Source organism: Clostridium sp. FP2, assembly GCF_011065955.2.
Lineage (GTDB): Bacteria > Bacillota > Clostridia > Clostridiales > Clostridiaceae > Clostridium_AD > Clostridium_AD tagluense.
This window is the reverse complement of sequence record NZ_JAAMNI020000001.1, coordinates 4022929-4036022: the sequence shown is the minus strand read 5'-3', so window position 1 is coordinate 4036022 and position 13094 is coordinate 4022929. Positions and strand designations below refer to the sequence as shown.

General features: G+C 31.2%; 11 protein-coding genes and 1 other annotated feature. Of the genes, 7 read left to right on the top strand and 4 right to left on the bottom strand.

From position 1 onward, the window contains the following. Positions 1–245: 245 nt before the first annotated feature. Complete coding sequence (locus tag G9F71_RS19230) at positions 246–1268, bottom strand: ABC transporter substrate-binding protein (protein ID WP_164950483.1); 1023 nt, start codon at positions 1266–1268, stop codon at positions 246–248. A 184-nt stretch (positions 1269–1452) separates the two neighbouring features. On the opposite strand from G9F71_RS19230, the gene G9F71_RS19225 reads away from it, so the two are divergent. The 3 genes from G9F71_RS19225 to G9F71_RS19215 all read left to right on the top strand — a co-directional run bounded on the left by G9F71_RS19225 (position 1453) and on the right by G9F71_RS19215 (position 6556). Beyond that, positions 1453–1815 carry a hypothetical protein gene (locus tag G9F71_RS19225; protein WP_224626498.1) on the top strand — a complete coding sequence of 121 codons (363 nt, stop codon included), beginning with the start codon at positions 1453–1455 and terminating at the stop codon, positions 1813–1815. 155 nt (positions 1816–1970) lie between these two features. Continuing rightward, positions 1971–2197, top strand: a binding site (T-box leader). Between the two features lie 107 nt (positions 2198–2304). Beyond that, positions 2305–4947 carry a valine--tRNA ligase gene (locus G9F71_RS19220; RefSeq protein ID WP_164950481.1) on the top strand — a complete coding sequence of 881 codons (2643 nt, stop codon included), beginning with the start codon at positions 2305–2307 and terminating at the stop codon, positions 4945–4947. A 256-nt stretch (positions 4948–5203) separates the two neighbouring features. Further along, a complete protein-coding gene (locus G9F71_RS19215; RefSeq protein ID WP_164950480.1) occupies positions 5204–6556 on the top strand; it encodes a bifunctional folylpolyglutamate synthase/dihydrofolate synthase in 1353 nt (450 codons plus the stop codon). A gap of 112 nt (positions 6557–6668) precedes the next feature. On the opposite strand, the gene G9F71_RS19210 is transcribed toward G9F71_RS19215, so the two are convergent. After that, positions 6669–6917, bottom strand: a complete 249-nt coding sequence (locus G9F71_RS19210) for a TIGR03905 family TSCPD domain-containing protein (protein ID WP_164944609.1) — start codon at positions 6915–6917, stop codon at positions 6669–6671. Positions 6918–7202: 285 nt separating this feature from the next. Between G9F71_RS19210 and G9F71_RS19205 the strand changes: the two genes are divergently transcribed. Further along, the gene (locus tag G9F71_RS19205; protein ID WP_125006048.1) at positions 7203–8084 is read left to right on the top strand and encodes a YncE family protein; all 882 of its coding nucleotides are present in this window, start codon (positions 7203–7205) and stop codon (positions 8082–8084) included. A 3-nt stretch (positions 8085–8087) separates the two neighbouring features. Here G9F71_RS19205 and G9F71_RS19200 read toward each other — a convergent pair whose 3' ends face one another. Continuing rightward, positions 8088–8615 (bottom strand): DUF4364 family protein, encoded by a 528-nt coding sequence (locus tag G9F71_RS19200; RefSeq protein ID WP_125006050.1) that lies wholly within the window; start codon positions 8613–8615, stop codon positions 8088–8090. A 293-nt stretch (positions 8616–8908) separates the two neighbouring features. On the opposite strand from G9F71_RS19200, the gene pdaB reads away from it, so the two are divergent. Beyond that, positions 8909–9664: a polysaccharide deacetylase family sporulation protein PdaB gene (gene pdaB / locus G9F71_RS19195; protein ID WP_164950479.1), complete on the top strand. Its 756-nt coding sequence runs from the start codon at positions 8909–8911 to the stop codon at positions 9662–9664. Positions 9665–9889: 225 nt separating this feature from the next. Then, positions 9890–10582, top strand: a complete 693-nt coding sequence (locus G9F71_RS19190; protein WP_164944607.1) for a single-stranded DNA-binding protein — start codon at positions 9890–9892, stop codon at positions 10580–10582. A 327-nt stretch (positions 10583–10909) separates the two neighbouring features. Here G9F71_RS19190 and dapD read toward each other — a convergent pair whose 3' ends face one another. Then, entirely contained in the window at positions 10910–11620 is a 711-nt protein-coding gene (dapD, locus tag G9F71_RS19185; RefSeq protein ID WP_164950478.1) for a 2,3,4,5-tetrahydropyridine-2,6-dicarboxylate N-acetyltransferase, read from the bottom strand. Positions 11621–11896: 276 nt separating this feature from the next. Here dapD and G9F71_RS19180 point away from each other — a divergent pair, with 276 nt between their 5' ends. Then, on the top strand, positions 11897–13054 hold the full coding sequence (locus tag G9F71_RS19180) for a pyridoxal phosphate-dependent aminotransferase (RefSeq protein ID WP_164950477.1): 1158 nt from the start codon (positions 11897–11899) through the stop codon (positions 13052–13054). Positions 13055–13094: the final 40 nt, after the last annotated feature.

The window sequence follows — 13094 nt, the reverse complement described above, 5'->3', positions numbered from 1 at the left end:
TTTCTTATATTATGCTATAACGAAAAGTATATATTGCTGGAATGCTTTCACTTCGCCAAGTAATTCTACAATTTATTTTATTCACAGTTGCTAAAAAATGCAAACTCGCTATCGCTCAGACATGCATTTTTCTTTACGCACCTGCAAATAAAATAAATTGTGAATTACTAAGGTTTGTTCCAACGCATTTTACGCAATATATACTTTTGTTAGCATAATCCAAGAAAAATACCTAATTCAAAATTTTATTTTAGATCTTTTAATACCTTTTGCGCAAAGGTATTATTTACAATTTTATCAAAGGCAGGTCTTTGTGGGATTAAATCTGCTTTGTAAGACTGGATTATGTCCATAAGTCTAGTTAAGTCATCGGATTTTAATATTGGATTTGGTGAAAAAGCATTTGTTTTTCTATAGTTTTTAATAGATTCAACAAGGGCAGTCTCATCTGCACCAGGGAAGAAAGACTTAATGGAACTACATACTTCTGCGTCAGAATGGCTACTTACCCATTTTTGACCTTTATAAATTGCTCTAGTGAAATTTTCTATTATTACTGGATTTTTCTCTATATAAGATTTTGTAGCAAAAAAGCAAGTATAAGGCATGGTTCCAGCGGACTCTCCTATGGAGGCTACAATATGTCCGGAATTATCTTTGCTCATCATACTAGCAGTAGGCTCAAATAAAGTAACATAATCGCCTGTGCCTCCCTTAAAAGCTCCAGCAGTAGCTGTGAAAGCCAGGTTAGTAATAAGTTTTATATCTTCGTCGGGTTTAATACCGTGATTTTTTAAAACATATTCTAGCGCCATTTCAGGTACTCCACCAGGTCTTCCACCTATTAGAGTTTTACCTTTTAAGGATTCCCAGTTAAAGTCTGTTTCAGCATTTCTAGCTACTAAGAAAGCCCCGTCTTTCTGTGTTAGTTGTGCAAAAATTACGGGATAGTCTGCCCGCTTTTGATTGTAGATGTAAATAACTTGTTCTGGTCCACAGAAACCTATATCTACAGCATTGCTTAAAACTTGTTGCATAGTTTTGTCTGCTCCTTGGCCCGTAGAAAGGTCAATTTCAATACCCTCTTCTTTAAAGAGACCCTCCGAAATAGCTGCATACATAGGAGCATAGAAAATAGAGCGAACTACTTCATTTAATTTCACATTTGCCAGTGCTTCATTATTGGCCTTTTTACATCCGGAAAATAGAGTGGTTATTAAGGCAAGAGATAAGAGTAGGGAAAAAAACGAGATTTTTTTAAGCTTCATGGATACCTCCATATTATAAAGTTGTTATGGTTATATAATATGAAGGTTATAAGAAATGTGTTTATAAAATAAAGTATATATTTTCCTATGGATATTAAATAAATATTTTGATATAATATACTTTAGGTGGTGATAATATATGGATAAAGAGATTTTAGAAATTTTAAAATCAATGCAAACTGATATGAAATCAATGCAAACTGATATGAAATCAGTGCAAACTGATATAAAATCAGTGCAAACTGATATAAAATCAATGCAAACTGATATGAAATTAGTTAAAACTGATATGAAATCAGTGCAAACTGATATCATATCAATACGACAAGATGTCAAATCCGTAAAAACAACACAGGAAGAGCATACGCAAATATTAAGAGCGTTAGAACATAAAACTGATGTTATCTCTGCGCAGCAAGAGAATCTAAAGCACGAAGTAGCAGAGATTAAAGGTGACGTTAAGGGTATAAGAAAAGACTTAAGTAATGTAGAACTTATCACTGCTAGTAATTGGTCAGATATTGTAAAATTAAAGGCTGTAAAATAGATATATTAAGAGCATTGAACCATTAAGGGTGAGTGCTCTTATTTTTGCTTTCATATGAAAAAAGAGTTTAAATATCACATTAGATTAAAATATATTATCTTGACATATAAATATTAAGGTGTATAATATGACATAAATCAAAATTTCATAAACCTTAAAAAGCTTAGATGAAGAGGAGTAAAGGAAAATTAATATTAAGAGAGGAAGATCCATAGGTTGTAAGATCTTCTATATGAAAAACCTTGAAGGTAGCTTCGGAGCTTCTTTGTTGAATTCATTTAATATGAGTATTAGACAAAGACGGTTTTCTTAATCGTTAAATTATCAAGAGCCTGTAGATTTGCAGGAAAAAAGGTGGTACCGCGAGTTCTTCGTCCTTTTATAGACGAAGGCTCTTTTTGTTTTTTGAAAATTAAGAGTTTCAACTGTTAACTATCTTAAAGGGATATCGGTTTTATGTCGGATTTTATAAATAAGGAGGAATTATTAATGGAAGAAAATAACAATATTGCTAAGAATTATGATCCGAAAGATTTTGAAGAAAGGCTTTACGCGAGGTGGGAAGAAAAAGGATACTTTACTCCAGATGTTGATAAAAATAAAAAGCCTTTTACAATTATGATGCCACCTCCAAATATTACAGGACAATTACATTTAGGTCATGCTCTTGATAATACACTTCAAGATATTTTAATAAGAACAAAGAGGATGCAAGGATATAGCACTTTGTGGCTGCCAGGACAAGATCATGCAAGTATAGCTACAGAGGTAAAGGTTGAAAATGAACTTTTAAAGCAAGGACTTGTTAAAAAAGAAATGGGAAGAGAAGCATTCCTTGAAAAAGTTTGGCAGTGGACTGATGAATATAGAGCAAAAATAAGAGGGCAATTAAAGAAAATGGGTTGTTCTGCTGACTTTACAAGGGAAAGCTTTACCATGGATGAAAATTTAAATCACGCAGTAAGAGAAGTTTTCGTTAAATTATATAAGGATGGACTTATTTATCAGGGGAATAGGATAACAAACTGGTGCCCTAAATGTATGACGGCAATTTCAGATGCAGAAATAGTATTTGAAGAACAAGCAGGTCACTTTTGGCATATAAAATATCCAGTAGTAGGCACGGATGAATTCTTAGAAATAGCTACCACAAGACCGGAAACCATGCTTGGAGATACGGCTGTCGCAGTAAATCCTAAAGATCCCCGCTATGCACATTTAGTAGGGAAAACATTAATACTGCCTTTAGTAAATAGAGAAATACCAATAGTTGCAGATGATTACGTTGATTTAGAGTTTGGAACAGGCGCAGTTAAAATTACGCCAGCACATGATCCTAATGATTTCCAAATAGGAAAGAGACATAATCTACCTGAAATAGTGGTTCTTAATGAAAATGCAACTATATGTGACGGATATGGAAAATATTCAGGTCTTGACAGATATGAGGCAAGAAAGCTTATTGTAGAGGATTTAGATAGTGCTGGACTACTAGTTAAAATAAAAGACCATGCTCATAATGTAGGTACTCACGATAGATGCGGAGCTACTGTAGAGCCACTTTTATCCAAACAATGGTATGTTAAAATGGAATCTCTTGCAAAGCCTGCTATAGATGTTGTACGGGAAAAGAAAACTAAATTTGTTCCAGAGAGATTTGAAAAAACATACTTTAATTGGATGGAAAACATTCAAGATTGGTGTATATCAAGACAGTTATGGTGGGGACATAGAATACCAGTATGGTACTGCAAAGATTGTGGAGAAATTATAGTTGTATCAACGGAACCTACAAACTGTACTAAATGTAACAGCATAAATTTAAAGCAAGATAAAGATGTACTTGATACTTGGTTTAGTTCAGCACTATGGCCTTTCTCAACACTTGGATGGCCCAATAATACAGAGGATTTAAAATACTTCTATCCAACAAGTGTTTTAGTAACAGGATATGATATTATATTCTTCTGGGTTGCAAGAATGATTTTTTCAGGAATTTATAATTTAGAGGAAGTGCCATTTGAAACTGTATTAATGCATGGAATGGTTAGAGATGATAAGGGAAGAAAAATGTCTAAGTCCCTGGGCAATGGTACAGACCCATTAGAAGTAATAGAAAAATACGGCGCAGATGCCTTAAGGTTCTCACTTGCTACAGGAAACGCACCAGGTAGTGATATGAGATTCTATGAATCAAGGGTAGAAGCAGCCAGAAACTTTGCCAACAAAATTTGGAATGCTTCAAGGTTTGTTATGATGAACTTCAATGAAGAATTAATGACGAAATATAAAGATAGTAGAAATTATACTGTTGCTGATAGATGGATATTGTCAAGAATGAGCACTGTAGCAAAAGAAGTTACAGAAAATATCGAGAAGTTTGAAATAGGTATAGCACTTCAAAAGACTCATGACTTTATGTGGACAGAATTCTGTGATTGGTATATCGAACTTGTAAAACCAGTATTATACGCAGAAGATGGAGAGTCAAAAGGTATCGTATTAAATGTATTAAATACAGTATTAATTACAGGACTTAAATTACTTCATCCAGTTATGCCATATATAACGGAGGAAATATTTACTCATGTACAAACAGAATGTGAGTCAATAACAATATCTAAGTGGCCAGAATATGATGAAAAGCTTAAAGATGAAAAAGCTGAAGAAAACATGAACTATATTATAGAAGCAATAAAAGACGTAAGAAATGCTAGAGCAGACATGGACGTACCACCTTCAAGAAAAGCTAAGGTATTCATATATGCTACAGAAGCAAAAGATGCATTTGAAGAAGGTATGGTGTATTTCCAAAAACTAGCATCAGCTAGTGAAGTAGTGTTCTTAAATTCTAAAGAGGAAGCACCAGCAAATATAGTTACAGTAGTAACTAAGGGTGCAGAAGTATATATGCCATTACTTGAGCTTGTAGATTTAGAAAAAGAATTAGAAAGATTAAACAAAGAAAAAGAAAAACTAGAAAAAGAAATAGATAGAGTAGAGAAAAAGCTTTGTAATGAAAAATTTACAGCTAAAGCTCCAGTAGAGGTAGTGGAAGAAGAAAAAGCTAAGGGTGAAAAATATAAAGAAATGTACAATTCAGTAATCAAAAGTATAGAAAATTTAAAATAAGTTTTAGCAAAAGATTCCTATGTTTAAATAAAACATAGGAATCTTTTTTACTAAAAAGGAAGGGGACAGTTAACAACTAATAAAACTAATTAAGAAGATAGATAAAATAGTTGTTAACTGTCCCCAATGGTTTTATTAAAAATAAAAGTAAAAATAAAAATAAAAGGTTGTTAACTGTCCCTATGTTGGTATAGAATTTAAGAGAAAGTCAAAAAGTAATTAACTGTCCCCACCTAGTTTGAAAGGAATGATAAATATGAATTATAATGAAGCTATGGATTATATAAAAAACACAGCCAAGTTTGGTACTAAACTTGGCCTTGAGAGAACTGAAAAAATATTAGAAATTTTAGGAAATCCACATAAAAAATTAAAGTGCATACATATCGCAGGAACTAACGGAAAAGGCTCTACTACAGCTATGGTGACTAATATTTTGGTTAAATCCGGATATAAGGTAGGTTCATATATTTCGCCATTTATTGAAGAGTTTGAAGAGCGTATGCAAATAAACAATACAAATATTTCTAAAGCAGATTTAAGCAATATTATAACAGAGGTTTCCAAGGCAGTGGAAAAAGTGGTGGAACTAGGTTATAGTAACCCAACAGAATTTGAAATCATTACTTGTGCAGGATTTTTATATTTTTATAAAAATAAGGTAGATTTTGCAGTAATGGAAGTGGGTATGGGAGGAAGGCTTGACTCAACAAATGTAATTATACCTGTTGTAAGTGTTATTACATCTATTAGCTTGGACCATACTCAAATATTAGGTGATACCATAGATAAAATTGCTTATGAAAAAGCAGGCATTATAAAGGAAGGAATTCCTGTAGTTATGTTTCCACAACAAAAAGAAAGCTACGATGTAATAGAAAGAATATGTAGAGAAAAAAATTGCAAATTAATAAAAGTACCTCGAGAATCAGTTACATATTTGGGAAAGGAAAATTTACAGCAGGTTTCAATAACTTCATTAGAGGGGACAGGTTATAGCAATAATAATCTTATTACTCAAAAGTTGAAAGTTCAAACTTTAAATAATGATTATATTATTGAACTTTCACTTCTAGGAAAGCATCAATTATTAAACTGCTGCGTAGCTATTAATGTTATAGAGGAGCTTATAGTGCAAGGTGCCACAATAAGTAAAAATGATATTTTAATGGGTCTTGGAACTGTAAAATGGCCAGCCCGCCTTGAGGTAATGAATAAAAAGCCTTTAGTTGTTATAGATGGAGCACATAATATTGATGGTATAAAAAACCTTACTGAAAGTATCGACATGTATTTTAAATATAACAAAATTATATTAATCTTGGGAATACTTGCAGATAAACAAGTTGAAGAGATGATAAAGACTATAGTTCCAAAGGTAAGTAGAGTTATCACCGTTACTCCACATAGCCAGCGGGCTGAACTTTCACAGCAATTAAAAGTCCAAGTAGAAAAATACATTGGGAGCTGCGAGTCAATTGAAAATTATGAGGAGGCATATAAAAAAGCTTTGAGCTATTGCGAGCAAGAGGATTTATTATTAGTGTGTGGTTCCTTATATATGGTAGGAGATATGAGAAAAATAATACGCAATATTCATAATCGTTAATACTGTAGCGCTGCAGGTGATGATTAAATAGATAAAAGTGGCTGTCTAAAAAGCTATGGAATATAGGGTTAATACCTTAATTTCATAGCTTTTATGTGTTTATATTATTTAATTAAGCATTTACAACTAATTCTTCAAGTGCTAAAGCTAACTGGTCAGGGCAAGAAGTGCTTTTATCGCCACAGCTAATACCCTTAAGCTTTTTTATAGCCTCCTGAACACCCATTCCTTTTACTAGGCTTGAAATTCCAATTAAATTGCCAGGGCATCCTCCTGTAAAAACAACCTCTGTTATTTTATCATTTACTATTTCAAAATTTATACTTTTAGAACAAACGCCTTTTGGTGTATAACTATACATAATGTAACCCTCCATCCTTCGTGATTTTAATAATCACAAAGGTTATTATATACTATTGAGTAGCTCCATTTCAAGAAAGAAATTAATAAAAAGAAAATTTTAAGTAACGCCTTTTTTTCTTAGAGGATGCTAGCAATATATACTTTTACTTATAGCATCCTCTAATAAAAACTCGTTAGTTCAAATCTTTAGACTATCTTGAATAAATCCCTTATTAATTTTTATGAAAACATTGTTAGCAGATTATTACTATTTTCATATTATGGTTATGAGGAGGTGAGGGATTTGAGAAAGTTATATGTATGTAGTACTTCATCAGATTGCATATCAAAAGTTAACTTGGATTTATTTGTAGAAGAAGAAAAAATATATTTGGATAAAAAAAATCTCAAAAAAATTGGTCCTCATGGTATATATGTTTATGAAAATAAACTCATAACAGCTAATAGTTATGATAATAGTATTTCTATAGTTGATATGGATAATTATGAAACTGAAAGTTATTTTATAGGCATGCACTGTAATGATTTATCAGTTTATGATAATAAAGCTTATGTAATTTGTGGTGATTGTGATGACATAATAGTTTTTGATTTAGAGAAGAAGCACATTGTAGAAGCAATTCCCTGTGGCAATTTACCACATAGTATTTATATTTGTAAAAGAAAAAATCTAATTGTAGTAGCAAATATGAATAGTGATAGTGTAACAGTAATAGATTGTGCTCCTAAGGGAAGTATTAAAAACCTTAGGGTGGGAGCATATCCTACTAAAGCTCTTATTACACCAGATGGAAATTACATTTTAGTTTGTGAAAGTAATATAGGTATGGATAACAAAGGAAGTATAAGTATTATTTCATTAAAAAACTACAATGTGTTATACAATATACCTGTTGGTAATTCACCTGTGGATATGTATTGTAATGAAAGATACTGCTTTATATCAAATTTTGGAGATGGTACGGTTAGTATACTCGACATAAATAATTATAAAGAAATAAAAAAAATAAAAATTGGAGGTATGCCTAGAGGAATCTTGGAAGATGAAAAGTATTTGTATGTAGGTGATAATTATAATAATTTGCTTTTTAGAATTGATAAATTAACTGAAAATAAAAAAGCCATTTCTATTGGCGGAGAGCCTACAGGAATGACACTTTTATAGTGACTAATCATTTATGAGCAGGTTTATTATCTTTGTATAATATTCAGATGGTTTTTCTCTCCATTTGCTACACAAATCCCTCGCTTGCTTGTTAGAAGGCACACTAAGCTTTATATCTATAAGTGTAAAATTATCTTCTGATGCAGTTAGGTTAACTAAATAATTGTTATTACTTTCTATTGTGTAATCAGCACTAACTGTAAGCTCTTTTTTGATATTTTCAAGATGAATTTTCAAGTAGTCATCAATAAGTTGTATTTTGGTTTCAGAAATTCTTCCTTTAAATAGTGATAGAACATTGTCACCCTTTTGTGTAATGACTAATCTATGTTTACCCTTTTGTTCAGTAGGCTTAAGAAGGTTAGACGCTATAAGTTCTGTCATATATTGTTGCAACGTAAAATAATTTATAAAATTATTTTCTAGAATAATTTGTGTTAATTGAATATTAGAAATAGGGAGTTTTATTTTATAAAATATATAAAGTAAAAGAAGCTTATTTTCAGCGAGGTCTAAAGCATCTTCAAACATATCGTTTCCTCTCCTCCTTGTAGTCCGCTTAGTAAAAAATAATTATGAACTGTTTTATTTCATGTAAAATTAACTATAAACATTATAACATAAAAAGCATCGAAATGAATCGGTGCTTTTAATTTTTAATGATTTATATAAATTATTACAATAAATGATTTAATATGAAATAAAGTTTATAAATTAAATTATACATATATTTTAACTTTTGGAATATAAATTTAAAGTATAAAGGTAGAAGGGAGGAGCAATTTATAACCTCTGTTGCCTACAGTGATATAAGGGGGGATAGCATGGATATGGGTTACATAAAAAAGAAGATAATAATAGTTTTTGTGCTTTTTCTTGGAACTCTAATAACTTTATCTGTTTATAACTTGAAAACTAAAGGTGTATTTTTCGGCCAGCAACGTAAATTGCCAATATATTCTGTAGATACTAAAGATAAAAAGATTGCAATCTCATTTGATGCAAGCTGGGGCGATGATAGAACAGATGATATTTTGAAAATATTAGATAAGTACAATGCTAAGGCAACATTTTTTATAGTTGGAGCGTGGATAGATCAGTATCCAGATAAGTTAAAGACCATGTATGAAAAAGGGCACGAAATAGGAAATCATTCTAATAAGCATCCTATTATGACTACAATCTCTAAAGAAAATATGATTGAAGAAATAGCTGCTACGGATGCTAAAATAATGTCTGTAACGGGACAGGGAACAACTCTTTTTAGATGTCCATCCGGAGAGTACAATAATTTAGTAATTGAAACTGTAGAAGCTACAAACCATTATTGCATTCAATGGGATGTAGACAGTATTGATTGGAAAGAACAAGGGCTAGATGTCGAATTTAATAGAATAATAAAAAAGACTAAGCCTGGGTCAATTCTTTTATTTCACAATGATGCGAAATATACTCCTGAGAATTTGCCTAGAATTTTAGAGTATTTAAAAAGGGATGGGTATACATTTGTTAAAATATCAGACTTAATATATAAGAATAATTATTATATAAATGTACAAGGAAAACAAATAAAAAAATAAAAATTAAATACCTTGAAATTTAGTAAGCATTTGTATTATAATGGAAACACCAAATAGTTATAATTTTGCCAAAATATATATGGGGAATATTAAATTAAATAATAAACTATTTATTTGAGAAATCTTAGCAAAATTATATAAATATTAGGTATATTACATTAAAGAACTGAATACTTATATTCTAAGGAAAGCTTATTAAAAAAACTAAGGGAAAGAGGGGTTATAATGGATAATGTTATGTTAAATAACAAGATTTATTTAGAAGGAAAGGTAGTATCTGAGTTAAAATTTAGTCATGAAATGTATGGTGAAGGGTTTTATGTGTTTGATTTTGAGGTTTGGAGACTGAGTGAAACAACAGACATTTTAACTATAACAATTTCCGAAAGATTAATTGCAGGGATGAGTATCAATATAGGAAATGAATTTATAGTTGAAGGTCAACTTAGATCTTACAATAAATTTGTTGATGGATCTAATAGGTTAATCTTAACGGTATTTGCTAGAGATATTAAAATTTGTGAAGAACGCAGTAAGAATCCAAATCAAATATTTTTAGATGGATATATTTGTAAAAGTCCGATATATAGGACAACACCTTTTGGAAGAGAGATTGCAGACATGCTATTGGCAGTTAACAGATTATATAACAAATCTGATTATATACCTACAATTGCTTGGGGACGAAATTCTAGATTTTGCAAAAGTCTTGAAGTAGGGGATAATATAAGAATCTGGGGAAGACTCCAGAGTAGAGAATATCAAAAGAAATTATCGGATGAAGAAGTTATAAGAAAAGTAGCATATGAAGTGTCTATATCAAAGATGGAAAAGGTTAATAAAGATGGTGAGAACATAGTAGAATCAAATATGATGATTGATGAAGAGCAAGATTTTGATGCTTTAGACGTTATCTAGTATATATAGTATACGTTTTCAACTTTAGTCCTTGAAAATACCGTAAATTGGGGAAAGTTAATTTACGGTGTTTTAGATCCAACTTTCACCTTTAACTGGTTGAAACGAAGGTACTTGATTTTAAAACGTATAAAAGAGCATATATTACGTAAAATGCATATGAACAAGCTATAGTAATTCAAACTGATTTTAATGAAGAATGCGTTAAGAAAAGTACATGTTTGAGCGTCAGCGAGTTTGTACTTTTTAGCATTTTTCATTAAAATCAGTTTAGAATTACTCAGCGAAGTGAATTGCATTTGTAGTAATATATGCTCTTTCTACATTTTATTTTCTTAGGTCATCAAGCAGCTTAGTTTTTTCTTTAGTGCCATCATCCACATTTTTTATTATTTTTGCGGGTGTTCCAGCAACTACAACATTTTCAGGAACATCATTTACAACTACTGATCCTGCAGCTACTACAGAGTTTTTACCTATCTTTACTCCTTCAAGTATTACAGCATTTGCTCCAATTAATACATTGTCGCCAATTTCACAAGGGCTTTTGCTTGGTGGTTCTAAAACCCCAGCTACTACAGCACCAGCACCTAGATGAACTCGTTTGCCTAGTTTTCCTCTAGCGCCCACCACGGCATTCATATCTATCATAGTTTCATCGCCGATTTCAGCACCTATATTAATTACAGCGCCCATCATTATAACGGCATTCTTACCTATGGTAACCTTATCTCGTATAATTGCGCCTGGCTCAATTCTTGCGTCAATATTTTTTATGTCCATTAGAGGAATAGCTGAATTTCGTCTGTCCTGTTCAAGTTTAAATTTTTTGATTTTATCTTTATACTTTATTAAAAAATCTGATACCTCATTACTTTCACCAAAAAGTATATAAAAATTACCACTACCAAAATTTTCTATATTTCCAAACTGGCATTGTGATAAATCTCCATCAATATAGAGTTTAATGGGAGTAGCCTTTTTAGCTTCTTTTATGTATCTTGCAATTTCATAAGGGTCTGTTAAATCATAGTTCATATTCATTCTCCTTTCGTATTATAAGTATTAAGCCAAATTGTTGTCTTTATGCATAAGGTTTTATATCCATAAAACTTGAATTTACCATTTTTCATAAAAACATAGATAAAATTAAAATTTTAAAATAAAACTATATACCTTATAAATCATATAGTAAAATGAACATTATTTAAAGGTAAATATTATTATTATCTTAAAAAGATTATAAAACTACTGATTTTTATTCTTTTATATAGTAAAATGACAATAACTCAAACACATGTAAAGGATGATTTTATGAATAATATATTTTCAAATAATGTAAATAACGTAGAAATATCTGGGATTAGAAAGTTTTTTAATAAGGTATCAAAGGTTCAAGGAGCTATTTCCCTTACCCTAGGGCAACCAGATTTTCCAGTACCTACAAATATTAAAAAGGCCATGACTTCCGCTATCAATGAAAACAAAACAGAATACACAGCTAATGCTGGCATTCCAGAGCTACGACATGAAATTTCTAATTTCTTAGGTAATATGGATATTAACTATTTACCAGAAGAGGTAGTTGTTACTGTTGGTGGAAGTGAGGCACTACTATGCACATTTGCTGCATTTTTAAACCCGGGAGATAAAGTTCTTATACCGTCGCCAGCTTATCCGGCTTACGAGAGTTGTGTAAAGCTTTTTGGAGCAGAAGTGGTTAATTATAATCTTAATAGTGATTTTACTATTAATTTTGAAACCTTAAGTAAACTTATAAGTGAGGAAAATCCTAAGCTTTTAGTGGTTTCCTATCCTTCCAATCCTACTGGAGCAGCATTATCCCTTCAGGAAAGAGATAAACTTTTTAAAATTCTAAAAGAAAAAAATATTTACATAATAAGTGATGAGATTTATAGCTCATTATGCTATGAAAAATACTATTCACTAGCTCAAATTGATGAATTAAGAGATAGAGTAATTTTGGTCAGTGGATTTTCTAAAATGTTTTCCATGACAGGGCTTAGAGTAGGTTATGTTTGTGCTAATAAGTATATTATGGATAATATATTGAAAGTACATCAGTATAATGTTTCTTGTGCAACCTCTATAGCTCAATGGGGAGCCTACGCGGGATTGCTTTCTTGTATGAATGACGTGAATAATATGAAAGTGGAGTTTGAGAAGAGAAAAGAATACGTATATAAAAGATTAATTGGAATGGGGATGGAAGTAACGCTTCCTAAGGGGGCCTTTTACATATTTCCATCTATAACAAAATTCTCAATGAATAGCGAGGAATTTTGCAATAGACTACTATATGAAGGGAAAGTTGCTATTGTGCCTGGATCAGCTTTTGGAACATGTGGAGAAGGGTTCATCAGGATTTCCTATTCTTATAGTTTTGAAGTGTTAAAAGAGGGTTTGGATAGAATGGAAAAATGGCTTAAAATGTTAAACATAACTGAATGATTTAGAAAAAGCCTTGGAACAAATTGATTTTCTGTTCCAA

Excerpts from the sequence above, each read along its gene's own strand:
- G9F71_RS19230 (WP_164950483.1), bottom strand. The coding sequence starts at position 1,268 with ATGAAGCTTAAAAAAATCTCGTTTTTTTCCCTACTCTTATCTCTTGCC.
- G9F71_RS19225 (WP_224626498.1), top strand. The coding sequence starts at position 1,453 with ATGAAATCAATGCAAACTGATATGAAATCAGTGCAAACTGATATAAAA.
- G9F71_RS19220 (WP_164950481.1), top strand. The coding sequence starts at position 2,305 with ATGGAAGAAAATAACAATATTGCTAAGAATTATGATCCGAAAGATTTT.
- G9F71_RS19215 (WP_164950480.1), top strand. The coding sequence starts at position 5,204 with ATGAATTATAATGAAGCTATGGATTATATAAAAAACACAGCCAAGTTT.
- G9F71_RS19210 (WP_164944609.1), bottom strand. The coding sequence starts at position 6,917 with ATGTATAGTTATACACCAAAAGGCGTTTGTTCTAAAAGTATAAATTTT.
- G9F71_RS19200 (WP_125006050.1), bottom strand. The coding sequence starts at position 8,615 with ATGTTTGAAGATGCTTTAGACCTCGCTGAAAATAAGCTTCTTTTACTT.
- pdaB (WP_164950479.1), top strand. The coding sequence starts at position 8,909 with ATGGATATGGGTTACATAAAAAAGAAGATAATAATAGTTTTTGTGCTT.
- G9F71_RS19190 (WP_164944607.1), top strand. The coding sequence starts at position 9,890 with ATGGATAATGTTATGTTAAATAACAAGATTTATTTAGAAGGAAAGGTA.
- dapD (WP_164950478.1), bottom strand. The coding sequence starts at position 11,620 with ATGAACTATGATTTAACAGACCCTTATGAAATTGCAAGATACATAAAA.
- G9F71_RS19180 (WP_164950477.1), top strand. The coding sequence starts at position 11,897 with ATGAATAATATATTTTCAAATAATGTAAATAACGTAGAAATATCTGGG.